General features: G+C 72.4%; 18 protein-coding genes. 3 read left to right on the top strand and 15 right to left on the bottom strand.

Translation table 11 applies throughout. The features are described 5' to 3' along the window. Positions 1–7: 7 nt before the first annotated feature. The 5 genes from ACZ5Y0_RS05010 to ACZ5Y0_RS04990 all read right to left on the bottom strand — a co-directional run bounded on the left by ACZ5Y0_RS05010 (position 8) and on the right by ACZ5Y0_RS04990 (position 4,028). Positions 8–325, bottom strand: coding sequence for a TadE/TadG family type IV pilus assembly protein (locus ACZ5Y0_RS05010; RefSeq protein WP_469127509.1), 318 nt, complete (start codon positions 323–325; stop codon positions 8–10). 151 nt (positions 326–476) lie between these two features. After that, the gene (locus ACZ5Y0_RS05005; RefSeq protein ID WP_469127211.1) at positions 477–863 is read right to left on the bottom strand and encodes a TadE/TadG family type IV pilus assembly protein; all 387 of its coding nucleotides are present in this window, start codon (positions 861–863) and stop codon (positions 477–479) included. 1 nt (position 864) lies between these two features. Next, the gene (locus ACZ5Y0_RS05000; protein WP_469127210.1) at positions 865–2,118 is read right to left on the bottom strand and encodes an AAA family ATPase; all 1,254 of its coding nucleotides are present in this window, start codon (positions 2,116–2,118) and stop codon (positions 865–867) included. 12 nt (positions 2,119–2,130) lie between these two features. Beyond that, positions 2,131–2,838: a Flp pilus assembly protein CpaB gene (gene cpaB / locus ACZ5Y0_RS04995; RefSeq protein ID WP_469127209.1), complete on the bottom strand. Its 708-nt coding sequence runs from the start codon at positions 2,836–2,838 to the stop codon at positions 2,131–2,133. 296 nt (positions 2,839–3,134) lie between these two features. After that, positions 3,135–4,028: a hypothetical protein gene (locus ACZ5Y0_RS04990; protein ID WP_469127208.1), complete on the bottom strand. Its 894-nt coding sequence runs from the start codon at positions 4,026–4,028 to the stop codon at positions 3,135–3,137. A 241-nt stretch (positions 4,029–4,269) separates the two neighbouring features. Between ACZ5Y0_RS04990 and ACZ5Y0_RS04985 the strand changes: the two genes are divergently transcribed. Together ACZ5Y0_RS04985 and ACZ5Y0_RS04980 are read left to right on the top strand one after the other, a co-directional pair. Further along, a complete protein-coding gene (locus ACZ5Y0_RS04985; protein ID WP_469127207.1) occupies positions 4,270–5,958 on the top strand; it encodes a chitinase in 1,689 nt (562 codons plus the stop codon). 160 nt (positions 5,959–6,118) lie between these two features. Then, positions 6,119–6,403 (top strand): hypothetical protein, encoded by a 285-nt coding sequence (locus tag ACZ5Y0_RS04980; RefSeq protein WP_469127206.1) that lies wholly within the window; start codon positions 6,119–6,121, stop codon positions 6,401–6,403. A 169-nt stretch (positions 6,404–6,572) separates the two neighbouring features. Here ACZ5Y0_RS04980 and ACZ5Y0_RS04975 read toward each other — a convergent pair whose 3' ends face one another. From ACZ5Y0_RS04975 to ACZ5Y0_RS04955, 5 genes are all read right to left on the bottom strand, one after another. Beyond that, positions 6,573–6,929, bottom strand: a complete 357-nt coding sequence (locus ACZ5Y0_RS04975; protein ID WP_469127205.1) for a hypothetical protein — start codon at positions 6,927–6,929, stop codon at positions 6,573–6,575. 195 nt (positions 6,930–7,124) lie between these two features. Then, positions 7,125–8,450, bottom strand: coding sequence for an Nramp family divalent metal transporter (locus tag ACZ5Y0_RS04970; protein WP_469127204.1), 1,326 nt, complete (start codon positions 8,448–8,450; stop codon positions 7,125–7,127). Positions 8,451–8,543: 93 nt separating this feature from the next. Beyond that, the gene (locus tag ACZ5Y0_RS04965) at positions 8,544–9,005 is read right to left on the bottom strand and encodes an ATP-binding protein (protein ID WP_469127203.1); all 462 of its coding nucleotides are present in this window, start codon (positions 9,003–9,005) and stop codon (positions 8,544–8,546) included. Between the two features lie 126 nt (positions 9,006–9,131). After that, the gene (locus ACZ5Y0_RS04960; RefSeq protein WP_469127202.1) at positions 9,132–10,040 is read right to left on the bottom strand and encodes an anti-sigma factor RsbA family regulatory protein; all 909 of its coding nucleotides are present in this window, start codon (positions 10,038–10,040) and stop codon (positions 9,132–9,134) included. 50 nt (positions 10,041–10,090) lie between these two features. Continuing rightward, the gene (locus ACZ5Y0_RS04955) at positions 10,091–12,889 is read right to left on the bottom strand and encodes a LuxR C-terminal-related transcriptional regulator (protein WP_469127201.1); all 2,799 of its coding nucleotides are present in this window, start codon (positions 12,887–12,889) and stop codon (positions 10,091–10,093) included. A gap of 457 nt (positions 12,890–13,346) precedes the next feature. Here ACZ5Y0_RS04955 and ACZ5Y0_RS04950 point away from each other — a divergent pair, with 457 nt between their 5' ends. Continuing rightward, the gene (locus tag ACZ5Y0_RS04950; protein WP_469127200.1) at positions 13,347–14,711 is read left to right on the top strand and encodes a M14 family metallopeptidase; all 1,365 of its coding nucleotides are present in this window, start codon (positions 13,347–13,349) and stop codon (positions 14,709–14,711) included. A gap of 9 nt (positions 14,712–14,720) precedes the next feature. Here ACZ5Y0_RS04950 and ACZ5Y0_RS04945 read toward each other — a convergent pair whose 3' ends face one another. The 5 genes from ACZ5Y0_RS04945 to ACZ5Y0_RS04925 form a co-directional block, all read right to left on the bottom strand. Continuing rightward, a complete protein-coding gene (locus ACZ5Y0_RS04945) occupies positions 14,721–15,305 on the bottom strand; it encodes a hypothetical protein (RefSeq protein WP_469127199.1) in 585 nt (194 codons plus the stop codon). A gap of 88 nt (positions 15,306–15,393) precedes the next feature. Next, positions 15,394–16,866, bottom strand: coding sequence for a GntP family permease (locus tag ACZ5Y0_RS04940; RefSeq protein WP_469127198.1), 1,473 nt, complete (start codon positions 16,864–16,866; stop codon positions 15,394–15,396). 179 nt (positions 16,867–17,045) lie between these two features. Next, the gene (locus tag ACZ5Y0_RS04935; protein WP_469127197.1) at positions 17,046–17,462 is read right to left on the bottom strand and encodes a RidA family protein; all 417 of its coding nucleotides are present in this window, start codon (positions 17,460–17,462) and stop codon (positions 17,046–17,048) included. Then, the gene (locus ACZ5Y0_RS04930; protein WP_469127196.1) at positions 17,459–18,220 is read right to left on the bottom strand and encodes an IclR family transcriptional regulator; all 762 of its coding nucleotides are present in this window, start codon (positions 18,218–18,220) and stop codon (positions 17,459–17,461) included. Before ACZ5Y0_RS04930 ends, ACZ5Y0_RS04935 begins: the two co-directional genes overlap by 4 nt. Further along, positions 18,217–19,278: a sugar kinase gene (locus tag ACZ5Y0_RS04925; protein WP_469127195.1), complete on the bottom strand. Its 1,062-nt coding sequence runs from the start codon at positions 19,276–19,278 to the stop codon at positions 18,217–18,219. Before ACZ5Y0_RS04925 ends, ACZ5Y0_RS04930 begins: the two co-directional genes overlap by 4 nt. Positions 19,279–19,327 lie beyond the last annotated feature (49 nt).

Genomic DNA, 19,327 nt, shown 5'->3' with positions numbered 1-19,327 from the left:
GGACGGCTCAGTGGTCGACCGGCATCGTGGCCGTCCGGTGTGCCTCGCCGAAGTCCCCGATGCCGGGGATGACGGACGGGATGGTGACGGTGGAGGTGACCCGGACCTCCTCGCCCAGGTCCTCGGGGGCGCAGCTCGTGCCGTCCGCGAGCCAGGAACTGACCGCGCTCTGGCAGGCTCCCCCCGCGCCCTCGCCGAGCGAGGCGCTGCGGGCCCCGGCCCTGGCCGCCGTACCCGCCTGCTGCGCCGCGTAGGCGATCAGGCCGAGTTGGACGGCGGCCAGCGCGACGAGCAGCAGGATCGGGAGGAAGCCGAGGTACTCCAGGGCGACCTGCCCGCGGTCCCTGGGGCCGCGACCGTACGCCGTCCCCCGCGCACCGCGACCGTACGCCCTCCCCCGCCCACCACGACCGTACGCGGGCCGCAGCCCGCCGCGACCGTACGCCCTCCCCCGCTCCCCGCGTCCGTACGGCATGTCAGTCGTCCTCTTCCTCTACGGCACCGGCGTGGCCCTTCACCTCGAACGGGAAGTCGATCGCGCCCGGGAAGAGGACCGGGACCCGGAGGGTCACGGTCGCCGTCACGTATCCGCCCGCCGTCGGGCAGCTGACCGTGGCCCCGGAGCGCCACGCCTCCGACAGCTTGTCCAGTCCCGCCTGCTCGCACACGGCCTGCCGCTCCCCCCGATGCGCCGCCGTCCCCGCCCGCACCGCCTCGTCGGCAGCATTCCCCGCGAGCGTGAACGTGTATCCCAGCAGCACGAACTGCCACACCACCACCAAGGTCACGATGATCAGCGGGGTCATCCCGAGGAATTCGATGGTGACCTGCCCCCGGTCGTCTCCGGGTCGCCGTGGTCTCATGTCACTCCCTCCTCCGCCGGAATCCCGCCGACCCCCGGTCCCCGCGCCCCGCCCGGCCGGACTTGCGGTGCGGCGAGCCCTCCGGGGTGGTGACCAGCCCGAGTTCGCCCGCGAGGGCCCACATGGCCTGGCGGACGGTGCTCTTGCCGTCGAGGGCGTGGACGCGGCCGGCGTCCACGGCGGACTGGAGTTCCTTGAAGTTGGCGGGGATCACGGTCGCCGCGACGGCCGTGCCGGTGATCTTCTGGACGAGCGCGGGCTGGATCTCCGTACCGCGGCTGTGGCGGTTGACGACGACCGTGGTCTCCTCGGCCTTGCGGATCTGGAGGCGGTCCCACATGCGGACGGTGCGTTTGGCGCCGCGGACCGCCACCACGTCGGGCGTGGTGACGAGCAGGGCGCGGTCGGCCATCTCTACGGCGGTGGCACCGGCCCCGCCGAGCTGGGCGCCGCAGTCGACGACCACGACCTCGTAGCGGGAGCGCAGGGCGCCGACGATCTGGCGGGCGGCGCGGTCGGTGACCTCCTCGCCGCGTTCGCCCTCACCGGGGGCGAGCAGCAGGGCCACGCCGGTGTCGTGGCGGAAGACGGCCTCGGCGAGGATGCGGGGCGAGAGGTCGGTGATGGCGGCGAGGTCGACGACCGAGCGGCGGAACTGGACGTCCAGGAAGGACGCGATGTCGCCGGCCTGGAGGTCCATGTCGACGAGGGCGGTGGGGCGGCCCGAGGCCTGGGCGGCGAGCGCCAGTTGGACGGCGAGGAGGGTCGCGCCGACGCCTCCCTTGGCGCCGCTGACCGTGATGACGGTGCCGCCGACGCCGGTGAAGACGTCGCCGCCGTGACCGAGATGACGTCGCACGCCCGTCGACCACTGGGCGACGGCCTGGACGCGGTGGGCGAGTTCCTCATAGCCGAGGGGCAGGGTGACCAGGCCGCGGGCGCCGGCGTCCATGGCGGCGGAGAAGAGGCTGGGGCCCGCGTCGGTCGTGACGAGGATGACGCCGACCGCCGGGAAGCGCAGGGCGACCTCGCGGACCAGTTCCAGGGCGGGCACCGGGCCGATGCGTTCATGGACGATGACGACCTCGGGCAGTTCGTCGACCGACTCGGCGGCGAGGCGGGCAAGGGTGTCGACCAGCTGGGTGGAGTCGGTGACCGGGGTGACGGGTTCGGCGTCCGGGAGCTGGCTGAGCAGGCTGGTGAGGGAGCGGACCGCGTCCGCGTCGCCGACGGCCGGGAGGATCCTCGTGGGCATGGCGGCGGCCTCTCACTTGTCCGTGGTGAGTTCGTACGTGCGGTCCTGCTCGGGGACCGTGGTGGGAGTGCCGGGCGCCACCAGGGCGAGCCGGACGCGCTTGGCGAACGACTCGGCGTACGTGATGCGCTGGGCGTCGAGGGTGGACAGCGCGAAGGTGATGGGGACGGCGTCGGTGGTGCGCTGTCCGCGGTCGTCCTTGTCGGGGTCCAGGGCGGTGATCTCACCGACGTCGAGGACGCGGGCGTTGGTGACGATGATCTTCGACTGGTCGGGGTCGCTGTCGCGGGCGCCCTCGAAGGTGGCGTAGACGTTGACGGAGGAACCCGGCGTGATCTTCCCGGCGACGCCGGTCGCCGCGTCGATCATGATGGCGACCTCCTGCTGACCGGCCTGGAGGGCGGGCTGCTCGACGATCATGTCGTTCTGGAGGAGTGAGCCCTTCTTCAGGGTCGTCACGGCGATCTTGCCGCGAATGTCCGCGAGGTCGGTCACCGCGTTCCCGGAGAGCCAGCGTTCCGGCATCTCGATCTTCTCGAACTGGCCGGTGCTGAGCGGGGTGTAGGGCGGCACGTTCGACCTGACCCGGTACGCGGTGACCTCGGGGCCGACCTTGGACCGCACGTCGTCGATGACGGAGAGGACGCCGGCGAAGGCGCCGAGGGCGCACAGAACCGACAGGAGCAGGAGGATCACGCCGCGGCGCTGACGGGAGTTCATGAACCGGTGCAACCTCGTTGGGAATCGGGTCGAACGGACAGGAGCGGGTCGGGCGGGCCGAGCGGTGTGCGGGCCGAGCAGATCGGGGCTTCAGGAGCGGATTGCGCGGGCCGAGCGGACTGGAGCGGGTCGTGCGAGCCGAGCGGGTCGGGCGGGCCTATCGGGTCGGAGCTGGAGGAGCAGGTCGCGCGGGCCGGGCGGACCGGGGCCGGAGGAGCAGGTCGTGCGGGCCGGGCGGACGGGAAGTGGAGGGCGCGGACGGGAGCGGTTGGCAGTTGGCGGTCGATGGACCTGGTTCAGCCGCCCGCGGTGAGCGCGCGGTGTGCGTGCCGGCCACCCGCGGTGAGCGCGCGGGTGGCCGGGGGCTCGTGGGCGGGCGGCGGGGTGGCGGAACAGAAGACGCAGAGGTCGCCGATGACGTCGATGCCGCACCAGTGGCACACGGTCTGACGGACCGAGGTGACCAGTTGGTAGAGGACCGACAGGTCGGGCAGGTAGGCGCAGAACTCGATCAGCTTGTCGGTGCCCCACCACGCGGCGGACTCGCCGGGCGCGTCCGTCTCGCGCAGGCCCTGGGCCCGCCAGGCGGGAGCGAGGGTGCCGGTGACCCAGTCGGACTGGAGCCGGCCGCGGGCGACCAGCATCCACGTGCCGAACTCGGGCCCGTCCAGGCGCGTCTCCGGTCCGACCTTCACCAACTGAGGCTGCGGATGCGCCAGTACGGCGAACTGGCTGCCGGGCATCCAGGACCGGGCGTGCGAGGTCAGGCCGACGGGGACCCGGTCGAGCCGGGCCACGGAGGCGAGGAGCGCGCCGGCGTGGATGTAGTGCGTGAGCAGCCGGCCGGCCGAGGCGAGGACGCCGGGGCCGAGGTCGCAGGAGGCGAGCTGGCGTAACTGGCGTGCCAGGACGGCGACCCCGAGCGGGGGCAGGTCGGGCCGGTACAGGGCGATGCGGTCGCTCTCCAGGAGGGAGCGGATGGTGTGCAGCCGGTGTTCGACGGCGGCGGGGGCGGCCCGTGAGTACACGACGACGAGGTGTCCGTGCTGGTCGAGGAGGGCCTGGACGTCGGCGACGGCCCGGTCGAGGGGCCGGCGGTCAAGGCCGTCGAGCACGGCGGCGGGCACGGTGCGTTCGTCCTGCGATGGCAGGGCCAGGTCCGCACCGGTCACGGCGATGGCAGTGGGCACGCGCAGCTCCCCGATTCCCGCGGTCCGGCCCACCGGGAGTTACGCCGGTGCACCGAGGTGACTTCATTGCGTGACTACCTCAGCACTGTATCCACGCCTCTGTGGCCGGAGAACAGCTTTCCGTGGCCGCCTACGGACGGATCTTCGCGCAAGTCGCCCCAAAAGGGGACAGGTTGCCCACATCCAGCCCGCCATGCGCGGACCCCTTGACAAGAGAATTGGTCTGGACCAACTTGTTGTCATGTCCCCACTTAAAAGATCGGCGCGGCTCTGGTCCGGAGCCGTCACCGCCGCACTCGCCCTCACCCTCGCGGGCACGGGCCAGGCGTCCGCCGCGGACGTCGACAACGCCCGGAACGCCGGCTTCGAGTCCGGCCTCGCCAACTGGACCTGTTCGGCGGGCAGCGGTACCACCGTCACCTCCCCCGTGCACGGCGGCACCGCCGCGCTGAAGGCGACCCCGACGGGCCAGGACAACGCCCGCTGCACCCAGACGGTCGCCGTGAAGCCCAACTCCACCTATACGTTGAGGGCCTGGGTCCAGGGCGGGTACGCCTACCTCGGCGCGACCGGCACCGGCACCACCGACGTCTCGACCTGGACCCCGGACTCCGCCACCTGGAAGCAGTTGTCGACGACGTTCTCCACCGGCGCGTCGACCACCTCCGTCACGGTCTACCTGCACGGTTGGTACGGCCAGGCGGCCTACCTCGCCGACGACGTCTCGGTGTACGGCCCCGACGGCGGCGGGGGCACCGACCCGGCCCCCACGGTCCCGTCCGCCCCGGCCGGCCTCACGGTCTCCGGTACGACGTCCTCGACGGTGTCCCTGGCCTGGAACGCGGTCTCCGGCGCCACCGGCTACAGCGTCTACCGCGACGGTACGAAGGTCACGGCGGTCACCGGAACCTCGGCCACCGTGACCGGGCTCGCGGCGGCCACGTCGTACTCCTTCCAGGTCACCGCGACGAACGCGGCCGGTGAGTCGGTGAAGTCGGCGGCGGTCGCGGGGCGGACGGCCGCGACCGGCGGAGGCGGCGGCTCGCTGCCCAAGCACGCCGTGACCGGCTACTGGCAGAACTTCAACAACGGCGCGACCGTCCAGCGGATCTCCGACGTGCCCGCCCAGTACGACATCATCGCGGTCGCCTTCGCCGACGCGACCACGACTCCGGGCGCGGTCACCTTCACCCTCGACTCGGCCGGACTGAACGGCTACACCGTCGACCAGTTCAAGGCCGACATCAAGGCCAAGCAGGCCGCCGGCAAGAAGGTCGTCATCTCGGTCGGCGGCGAACGCGGCACGGTGAGCGTCAACGACGCCACCTCCGCGGCCAACTTCGCGAACTCCCTCCACACCCTCATGCAGACGTACGGCTTCGACGGTGTCGACATCGACCTGGAGAACGGCCTCAACGCGACGTACATGACACAGGCGTTGCGCTCACTGTCGGCGAAGGCCGGGCCGTCCCTCGTCCTGACCATGGCCCCGCAGACCATCGACATGCAGTCGACGTCCAACTCCTACTTCCAGACGGCCCTGAACGTGAAGGACATCCTCACGGTCGTCAACATGCAGTACTACAACAGTGGTTCGATGCTCGGTTGCGACGGCAAGGTCTACAGCCAGGGGACCGTGGACTTCCTCACCGCCCTGGCCTGCATCCAGCTGGAAGGCGGCCTCGCCCCGTCCCAGGTGGGTCTCGGCCTTCCCGCCTCCACCCGCGGCGCGGGCAGCGGCTACGTCTCCCCGGCGGTCGTCAACAACGCCCTGGACTGCCTGACGAAGGGAACCGGCTGCGGCACCTTCAAACCGTCCCGTACCTATCCCGACCTCCGGGGCGCGATGACCTGGTCGACGAACTGGGACGCGACGGCGGGCAACGCGTGGTCGAACGCGGTGGGACCGCACGTGCACGCGCTGCCGTAACCGCGAGGGGTGAACGCGGGCACGAATCCCGGAGACAAGCTGCCCCTGAAGGGCACCGGCCGCCCCCGCAGCCCACGCGAAGACGCCGACCGCGACACCGGACCTCCGTCAGGCCGTTCGACGTTGCGGTCGGCAACGCGCTGATGTTCTGATGCCGGGCATGGCTGAACAGGGGGACGGCCCGAAGGGCCACATACGCAGGTCCGTACTGGACGACTACGGGGCGGTGACCGGGCCCGACACGGCGGACGAGCACACCCCGCCGAACACTGCGAACGAGCCGCCCTCGCCGGAGGACGGAGCACCCCAGCCCCCTGTGCCGTCAGCACCCGCGCCCCGGCCCACCTTGCCGGACCCGGACGACGCCGCCCGACGACGCCGTGGGTTCGGAGCGCTCCTGGGCGAGTTCCGCCGTACCGTCGTCCTCGTCCCGGTCGCCGAGTGACCATGTCCGAGCAGCCGGCCGTCCACCTGCTGGTGATTCCGTTCGCGGCCGGTACGTTTCCCGGATCGGGGCAGGCCTTCCCTCACCGCCTGTCTCACCGGTTCCCGTGACGGGCTCCGGACGATGATTCTCGACATCAGGGCGGGCAGGGCCGACCACCCGCTCTGCGTCAGCCCGCCGGGCGGTAGTACCCCAGCACCCAGGCCAATTGGGCGAACCAGCCCCGCAGCAGCTCCCGTGGCTTCGCGTTCACCACGCACTCGTAGACCTGGCCGTCCATGTGGACCACGGCGACCATGAGGGCCTTGGCGTCGGGGCTCGCCTTGTAGTGGACGCTGCGGATCTCGGGCCAGGGGAAGTCGACGACGATGTCGTACATGTCGAAGGCCACCCCCGACGCGTCGACGACGACCGAGTTGCGCTTGTCCATCGCCAGGAATTCCGGGGCGTCCGGTGCCGAGGGGGCGTACTGCGGCGGGGGCGGGCCGAAGCCGGAGGGGACGGGGGGCGGCGGCTGGTCTGTCACACCGGGAACCTACCCGCCGTACGACGGATCGGCACCGGCGAGGTCTCGCGCGCTGTCTGTGGATTGCCGCCGAGGATAGAAGAGGTCCTCGCGCACATCGCTCCATCGCCGTCCCCGCGCATCCGCGAGCGGCCGCGGAGCACCTTCCGCCGGGCTCCGGCCGTGCATGGCTCGGAAGGAACTCCGCCCCCCGTCTCAGAAGAACTCCGACCACGGCTGGTCCCAGATCTGCTTCACGCACAGCGCCAGGAACAGCAGCCCGGCGGTCGCGAGCATGCCGTTGCTGAGCCGACCGTTGCGCCACTCGCGCGGGGTGCGGGCGGAGTTGAGCAGCCAGATCAGGGTCAGGGCGAGGAAGGGCAGGAAGGCCGCGCCCAGTACGCCGTACAGGATGACCAGGCGGAAGGGCTGGCCCTGGAAGAGCAGGACCATCGGCGGGAAGGTCAGCCACAGCAGGTACAGGCGGAACGGCCGGGACCGCTCCCGCTCACCGGAGGCGACCTCGGCGCCCGTGGCCCGCGCGCTGCCCCGGTAGCGGGCGACGAAGTCGGCGAACATCAGGCTCACGCCGTGCCAGACGCCGATCAGGGACGTGAAGGAAGTGGCGAAGAACCCGATGAGGAAGAACTTGGCGGTGGCCGTGCCGTACTCGGCCTCCAGGATGTCGCCGAGCTGCACGAGGCCCTTGTCGCCGCTGGCGATGGCCACGTTCGCCGAGTGCAGCAGCTCGGCGCCCACGAACAGCATCGCGACCACGAAGACGCCGGTGGTGAGGTAGGCGACGCGGTTGTCGAGCCGCATCACCTTCATCCAGCCGGCGTCGGTCCAGCCCTTGGCATTGACCCAGTACCCGTAGGCCGCGAGGGTGACGGTGCCGCCGACGCCGCCGATCAGACCGAGGGTGTTGAGGACGGAGTCCTCCTCGTCGGGCAGGACGGGCAGCAGACCGGCCAGGGCGTGCGGGATGTTCGGCGTCACGCGGATCGCGAGGTACACGGTCACCACGAACATGACGCCCACCAGGACCGTCATGACCTTCTCGAACACCGCGTACTTGTTGAACCAGACGAACACCAGGCCCACCAGGCCGCAGGCGATGGCCCACCACTCCAGGTCCATCACGTCGGGGAACAGGGCCTGTAGGGGCAGCGCGCTGGACGACATCGCCGCCGCGCCGTAGACGAAGCCCCAGACGACCACGTAGACGAGGAAGAAGTACGTCGTCCAGCGGCCGAGGCTCGCCCAGCCGTCGAAGAGGGTGCGGCCGGTGGACAGGTGCCAGCGGCCCGCCGCCTCCGCGAGGGAGATCTTGACCAGGCAGCCGAGAACCGCCGCCCAGAGCAGGGTGTAGCCGAAGTTGCTGCCTGCGATGAGGGTGGCGACCAGGTCACCGGCCCCGACGCCGGTCGCCGCGACGACGATGCCGGGACCGATGTGGCGCCAACTGGATGTGCGGGGGGTAGGACTGTCGCTGCCGGATGATGCCTCGGTGTCGGTGGGGTTTCCCGTGGTGTCCGCCATGACAATCAAGAAAGCGGAAGGACACGGGACCGGCAAGGGGGCGTACACGAGTGCAATGCCCCCTGGTGTCGCGGGACCCCTCCCGGCGGAATCTCACTCACATGCGCACGTGCCGAGTTCGAACCACACGGTCTTGCCCGGTCCGTCCTGGTGACAGCCCCAGCGCCGGGCGAGCGCCTGCACCAGGAACATCCCCCGGCCACTCTCCGCGCAGCCCGCGTGGAGTACCTGCGGGGTACGGCGCCCGGTGTCGGTCACCTCGCAGCGCAGGACGCCGTGCGCGGCCGACAGGGTGAGCCGGTAGTGGCTGGCGGAGTGCAGCAGGGCGTTGGTGGCGAGTTCGCTGACGAGCAGCACGGCGGTGTCCACCAGGTCTTGGGGCTCGGCCAGCCCCCAGCCCGCCAGCCGTCGGCGAACCTGCGCGCGCGCCTCACCGACGGCGGACGGCCGGGGGTCGTACTCGGCACTCCAGTGGCCCGCGCCCAGGGGCGGTCGGGGACAGGCGCCGTACGGAGAGTCGGGGTCAGGAGGGCGCCCCCCGGGGAGTTGCAGCATGCGTTCAAGAATGACCTTCCCCGGCGACCCGTACACGGGGAGGACTACCTGTTTCCGTACCTGTGGATACCTCCGAATACCTGGGGATACCTGCGGATGGGTGGCGAAGACCCCGAATGTCGGGGATCACCCGTACTGGAGGCGTACCGCCGTACCGGCCGGGGCCGGCCGCAGGTCGACGTAGGCGCAGACCTGGCGGGTGAACCACAGACCCTGCCCCGGGGCGGGGGTGGTCGTGGGTGGGGGGACGAAGCCGGCCAGAGGGTCGTCCACGCGGTGGGACAGGTGTAGTTCGCAGATGCAGGCGGGGGCCGCGCCCCACAGGAGGGTGGTGGTGACCGGGGCCAGGGAAGCCGCTTCGAGGACAGCCGTCGTGAACAGTTCCGCGTCGGCGGCGCCCAGTCCCCGCCCGGCGGCCCAGGAACGGACCTCGTCCGCGGCGGGCTGCGCGAGGTGCCGGGCGTCGGCCGGGGGGCGGGGCAGGGGGGTGGCGTCCAGTTCGGCCGTCAGCCGGAGCGGGTCCTGGTACGCGCCGCTGTCCGGGTGGGCGCGGCGGGCGGCGGCGACGAAGGCGGGAGGGGTGGTGCGGGTGTCGTAGACGCACAGGGCGGTGGCGGAGGCGGGGGCGAAGAGGAGGTTGGCGAGGGCCTCGTAGCGGAGCCACTCGGCGCTCTCGCGCGGGGAGCGGCCGGCCCGGCCGTCCCACACCGGTTCCATGAGGAGGTGGACACGCCCGGCCGGGCCGGCGTGCGCGGCGAGGTGGCCGGCGGCGCGGGCGACCGCGTTGGCGGCGGAACCGGTGTACCAGTCGGTGTGCGGGACGAGGGTGACCTCGGTGGCGTCGCCGCCGAGGGTGTCGCGCAGGGCGTCCAGTTTGCCTGGGGCGGCGATGGCCACCGGCGGGGGCTCGGCCGGGGCGGCGAGGCCTTCGGCGAGGAAGGGCAGCGCGGCGGCGAGGAAGGCCTCGTCCGTGCCGGGGGCGGTCATACGGTGGTCGAACGCCTTCCGGTCATGAGCGCTGGTGCGGACGGTCATCGGGCGGTCCTCTCTGTGGAGTTCGGGCCGGCGCACTGCGTGCGCCGGCCTCACCGCTGGGCCGTCACCCAGGCGGCGATCTGACTGCGGTTGCTGAAACCGAGCTTGCTGAGGATGCGCTCCACATGGCCCTCGGCCGTGCGGCGGGCGATCACCAGACGGTCGGCGATCTGCTGGTTGGCGAGGCCCTCGGCCACCAGTTCGGCCACCTGTGCCTCGCGGCGGGTGAGACGGACGGCGTCCGGCGGGGCGTCGACGACGGGAGCGCGGGGCGGGGCGGCCGGGCTCGGGGGTGAGGTGTGCGGGGCGTGGGGGGCGTGCGTCGGGCCCGCCGGTCCGCCGGGCGGTCCGGGTCTCGGGGCCGAGGCGTGGAGGGCCGGGCCGGTGGCGCGGGCGGGGCCGGACGGTGGAGGCGTGGGGCGGCGCCGGGGCTCGGGGTCGGGCGCGCCGAGGGCGTGGCGGACGACGTCGGTGAGGGCGAGGGCGGCGCCGCGGTCGTAGGCGCGGCGGAAGGCGGTGCGGCCAAGGGCCCGCCGGGCGCGTTCCTCGGCGGCGCGGCGGGTGGCGTCCAGGGCGGCCGAGCCCCAGCGGCTGGGGTCGACGTCCGCCCAGGCCCGGTCGGCGCCGCCGAGCAGGACGGCCGCGCGTTCATGGCCGCCGCGGTCATGGGCACCGCGGTCCGCGCGGTCGGCGTTCTCGCGGTCGACGTTCTCGCGGTCGGCCGCCTCGCGTCCGGCGGCCCCGGGTTCGGCGGCGATACGGGCGAGCAGGTCGAGGGTGAGTCCCATGCCGACCACGTCGTGCACCGCCAGCTTGAGGCGCAACGCCTCGCGGCCGTGCCGCTCCGCCCGCTCCCAGTCGCCCTTGACGGTGTGCGCGAGGGCCAGTATCCGCTCCACGTACGACAGCACCCACTGCTCGCCGTGCCCCGCGCACAGCCTGCGGGTCCCCTCGCAGACGGCGATGGCCTCGTCGGCGCGGCCCAGGAAACCCAGGGCGCAGGCGAGTTCGACGCGGTCGAGCCCGACGAGGCTGAGGTGCTGGCCGGGGACCCGGCCGCGGTCGACGCCGGCCCGGAAGTGGTCGAGGGCGCCCTCCAGGTCGTCGCTGAAGAGGCGGATGACGCCGATGACGTAGTCGGCGTGGGCAGCCTCCGCCGCGTCGCCGAGGCGGCGGGCCAGGTCGCGGGCCTGTTCCGCGCGGCGGCGGCCTCGGGTGAGGTCCTCGGGGCAGCCGGCGAGGAGGCCGGCCGTCCACAGGGCGCGGGCACGTTCCCGGGTGGGCTCCGGGTTGGCGGCCAAGGCGCGGTCGAGCCAGTAGCGGCCCTCGCGGGGGGCGCCGCAGGCGTGCCAGTGGAACCACAGGGTGCCGGCCAGGCGCAGGCCCGCGAGGGCCTCGCCGGGGGTGGTGAGGCTGAAGTCCAGGGCGGCGCGGAGGGTGTCCTGGTCGGCACGGAGGCGGGTGACGATCGCGGGCTGGTCGGGGCCGAACCAGTCGCGCTCACAGGTGGCCGCCCGTCGCTGCATCCAGTCGCGGAGACGGGTGCGGGCGGCGTGTTCCCCGCCGGGGTGTTCGCGCAGTCGCTCCAGGCCGTACTCCCGGAGGGTGTCCAGGAGGCGGTATCTGACCCCGCCGGCCGGGTCGGTCTCCCGGCAGAGTACGGACTTGTCGAGCAGGCCGGCGACGGCGTCGAGGATGTCGTACGGCGGGAGGGGAGGGGTGTCTTCCGCCCCCGCCGCCCCTTCCCGTCCCGCCCCCGGGGCCCGCGCCCCCACGGTCCCGTCAGACGGCGCCGCCCCCCGGCCCCCTGGGTCTTCGCCCGCCCCCCGCCCGACCCGGTGGGACCAGAAGGGGGCCTCGCTCCGGTGACCCGGGTTCCGGGAGGAGGAGGCGGGGGGTCCGGAGGCGGGGTCCGCGCGGACGGAGGCCCTCGTGGACCACTGCGCCGCGTCCGCGCACACCGCCTCAGCCGTCTCCAGGTCGAAGCTTCCCGGCAGCACCGACAGGCGGGCCCACACCCTGCGTTCCGCCTCCTCGCACAGTTCGTGGGACCAGGCGACCGCCGCGCGGAGGGTCTGGTGGCGGGGAGCGGCCGTGGGGCTGCCCGCGGTGAGGAGGCGGTAGCGGTCGTCGAGGCGGGCCAGGAGCTGGTCGACGTCGAGGACACGCATCCGGACGGCGGCCAGTTCGATGGCGAGCGGGAGGCCGTCGAGGCGGTGGCAGAGGCGGGCCACGGACGCCCGGTTCGCGGCGGTGAGGCGGAAGCCGGGAACGACCGCGGCGGCCCGGTCGGCGAACAGGGCGAGGGCCGGACAGCCGTCGGCGGCTGAGAGGTCGCCCTCCGGGTCGGGGACGGGCAACGGCCGTACGTCCATGAGGTGTTCCTCGGTGAGGCCGAGGCGGTGCCGGCTGGTGGCGAGGATCCGCACGCCGGTGGTGCCGTGCAGCAGCGCGCCGGCGAGTGCGGCGCAGGCGGGCAGCAGGTGCTCGCAGTTGTCGACGACGAGCAGCAGCCGGCGGTCCCGGAGGCGTTCCACGAGGGTGTCCAGCGCGGGGCGGGCGGAATGGTCGTGCAGGCCGAGCGCGTCGGCGACGGCGAGCGGCACGAGTTCGGGGTCGTGCACGCCCGAGAGAGGGACGAAGCGCACGCCGTCGGGGAAGGCGCGAGCGACGCGCGACGCGATCCGCCCGGCCAGCCGGGTCTTGCCGACGCCGCCGGGTCCGGTCAGGGTCACCAGCCGGGCGCGGGCCAACAGCTCGCGTCCTTCGGCCAGTTCGCCCCGGCGGTCGACGAAGCTGGTGGTCTCCAGCGGCAGGTGGCCGTCCCGTCCTGGCGCTGATCCGCCCATGATCAGCCAGTCCTCTGCGGTGGGTTCCTCGAAGGAGCCGCAGGGTCGGGCTCCTCTTGTACGCGGACCCTCAGCCTTCCCCCGGCCGTACATATATGCACGCGCCACTCACGCCCGCGGGTGCACTTTTCCGGGGACCGCCTCTCAGCCGCGGGTCACGCGTACACTTCGCGGCCGCCGCCGGGCGCGGCAACCTCCTTGCCGTATCGCGTCGTTCCGTACGTTTCCGGCCATCCGGCGCCACCCCCACCCTTGACCTGACCATGTCACGACCGGACGATGAGCGCACCCCGCACCCGTGCACGGCGAGCGCACGGCACCACGAGCGCACGGCACCACGACCGCGTGGCACCACGAGCACACAGCGCCTCTCCACCGCACACGGCACGCAGCTCCACACCGCTCCATCCCCCACATGTCCGGCGATCCCGGACTTCTGGAGAACCGAGGAGAACCCATGCGACTCCGCACCCGCGGCGCAGGCATCGCCGGCGGCCGCAGCGGCAGACGAACCGCCGCGCTGGCCGCCCTGATGGCCCTCGCCCTGGCCGCGCCGATCTCGGCGACGGCCACGAACGCGGCGGCCGACGGCGCCGTGCAGGCGGCCCCCTCCGCCGACGACATCCGGCAGTACGAGATCCACCTCCACCACAGCACCCCCGAGACGCGCACCGCGATCGCCGGTTCCGGGGTGAGCGTCGACGAGGCCGACGAGGAGACCGTCGTCGTCTCCGGCCGCGCCGAGCAGATCAGGAAGCTGCGCGCGCAGGGCTACGAGGTCGCCGCGTTGGGCGCCGCCCCGGACCGCACCGCCGAAGGCGAGACCCGGCTCTACGACTTCCCGTCCGCCGACGCGCGCTACCACAACTACGCCGAGATGACCGCGGAGATCGACCAGCGCATCGCGGCCCACCCGAACATCATCAGCAAGCGGGTCATCGGCACGTCCTACCAGGGCCGCAACATCGTCGCCGTCAAGATCAGCGACAACGTCGGCACCGACGAGGCCGAGCCGGAGGTGCTGTTCACCCACCACCAGCACGCCCGTGAGCACCTGACCGTGGAGATGGCCCTGTACCTGATCCGCGAGTTGGGCGCCGGGTACGGCACCGACTCCCGCATCACCAACATGGTCAACAACCGCGAGATCTGGATCGTGCCCGACCTCAACCCGGACGGCGGCGAGTACGACGTCGCCACCGGCTCCTACCGGTCATGGCGCAAGAACCGCCAGCCCAACTCCGGTTCCTCGTCCGTCGGTACGGACCTGAACCGCAACTGGGCCTACCGGTGGGGCTGCTGCGGCGGCTCCTCGGGGTCGACGTCCTCCGAGACGTACCGGGGTGCGGCGGCCGAGTCCGCGCCCGAGGTGAAGGTCGTCGCGAACTTCGTGCGCAGCCGGGTGGTGGGCGGCGTCCAGCAGATCAAGTCGGGCATCGACTTCCACACGTACAGCGAACTGGTGTTGTGGCCCTTCGGGTACACCACGGCCGACACCACCACCGGGATGACCGCGGACGACCGCAACGCCTTCGCCACGGTGGGCCGGTCGATGGCCGCGAGCAACGGGTACACCCCGGAGCAGTCGAGCGACCTGTACATCACGGACGGGTCGATCGACGACTACCTCTGGGGCACGCACAAGATCTTCGCGTACACCTTCGAGATGTACCCGGGCTCGTCGGGGGGCGGCGGTTTCTACCCGCCCGACGAGGTCATCGAGCGGGAGACCGCGCGCAACAAGGACGCCGTGCTGCAACTGCTGGAGAACTCGGACTGCATGTACCGGTCCATCGGCAAGCAGGCCCAGTACTGCGGCTAGCCGCGACCTCTAGTCGGACTCGGAGCGGGCCTCGGCGTCGGGGCCCTTGCCGTCGGCTTCGTCGTCGAAGTAGGCGTCCAGGACCGCGTCCAGCTGCTCGTCCCACTCCTTGAAGCGGCCCCTGGCCGTCGCCTCGATCTCGATCGGGTACCAGCGGCGGTCAGGGGTGTGCACCGTGATGGTGAACCGCTTCCCGAACCGCGGGGCCTCCGTCTCGATCGCGCCGATCTCGTCCCAGCGGAACTCGCACTCCTCCGCGTCGAGTCGGAGGCGGACGCCGCGGGCGTCGGCGACGATCCGCGCCCGGCGGTCGGCGGCCTCGAAGACGGGGCCGTCCGACGTCGCCTCCGGCCCCGCCCCGGACACCGAGGCCTCCGGCTCCGAGTCCTCCGACTCCCCGGCCGACGCGGTCGCTTCGGCCGGTGCGCCCCCCAGGGCGTCCTCGGCGGTGACCGCCTCGCCCGCCTCCGGGTCGTCCTTCGGCTTCGCGTCCTTCGGCTCCGCGGTCACGGGCGACGTGAGCCCGGGGATGAATGCCGGATCGAATCCGGCGCCCTCCAGGGGCTGGCTGCTCGAACCTATGCGCTGCTCCACAGCGGGCAGTATGGTCGACGATCCTGTGCCGCACACAGCCGGGCCCAACTTCGTTATGAGACGCCTACACGCGAAAGAGCGACCGCGGCTAGACGAACACGCTCAATACGGCCGCCACGGCGAACCCGACGACCGACAGCACCGTCTCCAGCACGGTCCACGTCCGCAGGGTGTCCCGCTCGCTGATCCCGAAGTACTTGGCGACCATCCAGAAGCCGCCGTCGTTGACGTGCGAGGCGAAGATCGAGCCGGCCGAGATGGCCATGATGACCAGGGCGACGAAGGCCTGCGAGTGGTCGCCCTCCGCGAGCAGCGGCGCCACGATGCCCGCCGTCGTCACGATCGCGACCGTGGCCGAGCCCTGCGCGACCCGCAGCACGACCGAGATCAGGTACGACAGCACCAGCACCGGCAGACCGACGTCGTTGAAGGTGTCCGAGAGGGCCTGCGCGACCCCGCTCGCCTTGAGCACGGCACCGAAGACGCCGCCCGCGCCGACGACCAGCAGGATGTTGCCGACCGGCTTCAGCGAGGCCGTGGACACGGTTTCCAGGGACTTTCGGGACCAGCCGCGTCGGATGCCCAGCAGGTAGTAGGCGAGGAGCAGGGCGATCGTGAGGGCGACGAAGGGGCTGCCGAAGAACTCGATCACCGAGCGCGTGGTGGAGGGGTCCAGCGCGATGGAGGAGAAGGTGGCCGCCAGGATCAGCACCAGCGGCGTACCGATGATGCCGAGGACCGTGCCCAGGGGGACCGGGTCCTCGCGCGGGACGACGCCCTGCGTCCGCTGCTCCTCGACGACGGCCGACCGGGCCTCCGCCGCCGCCTCGACCATGTCCTGCGGTACCGCGACGAAGAGGCGGCGCCCGATCCACGCGGAGTACGCCCAGGCGGCCAGTACCGCGGGGATGCCGCAGACGACGCCCATGAGGATGACCCAGCCGAGGTCCACGTGGAGAAGTCCGGCGGCCGCCACCGGGCCCGGGTGCGGGGGCAGGAAGGCGTGGGTCATCGACAGGCCGGCGAGCAGGGGCAGGCAGTACAGCAGGATCGACCTGCCGCTGCGTTTGGCGGCGGCGTAGACGATCGGCGCGAGGACGAAGATGCCGACGTCGAAGAAGACGGGCACGCCGAAGATCAAACCGGTCATGCCCATGGCGAGAGGGGCCCGCTTCTCGCCGAAGAGGGTGAGGAGCCGGGAGGCCAGTACCTCGGCGCCGCCGCTGACTTCGAGGACCGCGCCGAGCATGGTGCCGAGACCGATGATGATCGCGACATGGCCGAGGATGCCGCCCATGCCGGACTCGATGGTGGAGACGGCGTCCGAGCGCTGGACGGTGCCGAAGAGTTCGGTGACGGACAGTCCGGCCGACAGGCCGACGGCTATGGAGACGGCGAGCAGGGCGACGAACGGCTGGAGCCTGACCTTGATGATCAGGACGAGGAGGAGGGCGATGCCGAGGGCGGCGACCGTGAGCAGTCCGGCCGTGCCGTCGATGAGCAGGAGCAGTCCGCCGGTGTGGGGTGGGGCTTCGGCGGCGGCCGCCAGGGGGTGGGGCATTCGGGGGTCCTCTGCGTAAGTACATGGAGCTTTCGGGCAGGGCGGATCGCGGCACGGCGCGCCCCCTCGGTCGGGGTGGGCGCCGTGCCGTCGTACGGCGTGTGAGGCTGAGGCGTGTGAGGCTGAGGCGTGCGGGGGTGGGGGCGTAGGGGGCGAGGGAGATCGCCCGGGGCGGCGACTCAGCCGAGGACGGCGAGCGCGTCGATCTCGATGAGGAGCCCGGCGGGGAGGCCGACGTACACCGTCGTGCGCGCGGCGGGCGGGGCGGTGAGCGCCTGCTCCTCGAAGTAGGCGTTGTAGATGTCGTTCATCTCGGCGAAGTGGTCCACGTCCGTCAGATAGACGCGGATCATCATCACGTCGTCCCAGCTCGCGCCGCCCTCCTCCAGGATCGCCTTGACGTTGGCGAGGGTCTGGAGAGTCTGCTCGCGCAGGGTGGGGCCGGCCGGGGTGGGGGGCTTGCCCTCCTCGGCGGGCAGGAAGCCGACCTGGCCGGCGACCTGGAGGATGTTGCCCTTGCGCACGCCGTGCGAGAACCTCGCGGGCGGCGTGGTGTGGGTCCTCGGCGTGAGCGCGATCTTGTCGTTGCTGGTCATACGGTGTCCTTCACTGGGGTCCTGCCGGAGTACTCGCCGCTGATGTCGTCCGCCGTGCGGCGCACCTGCGGGAGCAGGGTGAGGAGTTCGTCGGCGGTGACGACGACGTTCGGCGCGGAGACCGACATCGCGGCGACCACCCGGCCGTCGGCGCCGCGGATCGGTGCGGCGACGCAGTTGATGGACTCCTCGTGGCCGCCGAGGTCGGTGGCCCAGCCCTGCTCGCGTACCTTCGCCAACTCCCGTAGGAAGGAAGGGGCGTTGGGGGTGGAGCGGGCTGTGTAGAGGGGGTAGTCGAGCCGCTCGGCGACCGTGCGCCGCTCGGGTTCGGGCAGGTCGGCCAGGAGCAGCTTGGCGACGGCGGCGACGGTGATGGCGACCGGCTTGCCGATCCGGGAGTACATCCGCACCGGGTAGCGGCTCTCCACCTTGTCGATGTAGAGGACCTCCCCCTCCTGGTACACGGCGAGGTGCACGGTGTGTCCGCACCGTTCGTTGAGCCGGGCCAGGTGGGGGTGGGCGATCTCGCGGATGTCGAGGTTCTCCATCGCCTCCTGGGCGAGGGCGAAGAGGCGGGCGCCGAGACGGTAGCGCTGGTCGGACTGCCGGTAGACGAGCCCGTGCTCGTGCAGGGTCCGCAGCAGCCGCAGGGCGGTGGACTTGTGGACGCCGAGGCGGTCGGCGACCTGTCCGAGGTCGGCGGGGCCCTCGGCGAGCAGCGGCAGGATGCTCAGGGCGCGGTCGACGGTCTGGCTCATGGGGTGCGTACCTCCTCGGTGGCCGCCGCGGCTTGCGTCCAGCCGGGGCCGAGTCGAAGTCTCCCCCACGCGCCGTCGTCGAGGGCGGCGAGGCGGTCGGCGTGGTCGCGAGAGGGGGGGATGGCGAGGTCGCCGGGGACGGTGAGGGCGGCGGCGGCCCAGAGGTGGCCGTGCCGCAGCCGCTGCCGTACGGGCAGGTGGCGCAGGGTGGCGGAGAGGAACCCGGCGGCGAAGGCGTCCCCGGCACCGACGGCGGCGACGACGTCGACACCGGGGGCGCGGACCCGGGTGGCCGTGCGGTCCGACGGCCCCTCGGCGCCCTTGTCGAAGGCGAGGGCATCGCCCGGTCCCTGTTTGACGACCAGGAGGTCCGGCTCGGGCAGCGCGCCGGCGATGGCGCGGGTCCCGCGCAGGCCCCAGGCGTCCCGTGCCTCGTCGGCCCCGACGAAGACGATGTCGGCACGGCGGGCCAGCTCGAGCAGGACGCGCGGGCCGTCGGCGTCGGACCACAGTCCGGCCCGGAAGTTGACGTCGAAGGAGACGAGGGGCCGGTCCGGCCGGGGCCCGGTCAGTTCCTCCATCAGGCCGAGGCAGCCATCGGACAGGGCCGGGGTGATCCCCGACAGGTGCAGGACGCGGCCGGCCCGCGCGGCGGTGAGGTCCACGTTCCCCACCGTCATCGCGGAGGCGGCCGACCCGGCCCGGTAGTACGCCACCTCGTGGGCGTCGGTCGCCCGGTCCCCGGCGGTGCGGAAGTACACGCCCGTAGGCCGCGCCGGGTCCCGTCGGACGGCCGTGACGTCGACTCCGTACGCCCCGATCGTCTCGACCAGGTGGTCGCCGAACCCGTCGGCGCCGACCCTGCTGACCCAGCGCGCCGAGTGGCCGGCGGCGGCCAGCACGCAGACCACGTTGGACTCGGCGCCGCCGATGGCGCGGTCGAAGGAGGGGACGTCGGCGAGGCGGCCGGGGCGGGAGGGCAGGAAGGTGACCATGGACTCGCCGAGCGCGACGACGTCCACGACGTCGGGGGCGTTGCGGGGTCCGGTGGTGGTCACGATCGTCGTAGCTCCCTGGTCGGTGTGCGGGTCGGCTCCGTTGACCCCG

The sequence above is a fragment of the Streptomyces sp. NPDC033216 genome, assembly GCF_055577115.1.
Note: the sequence above shows the minus strand (reverse complement) of the source record. Positions and strands in the feature narration are given on the sequence as shown.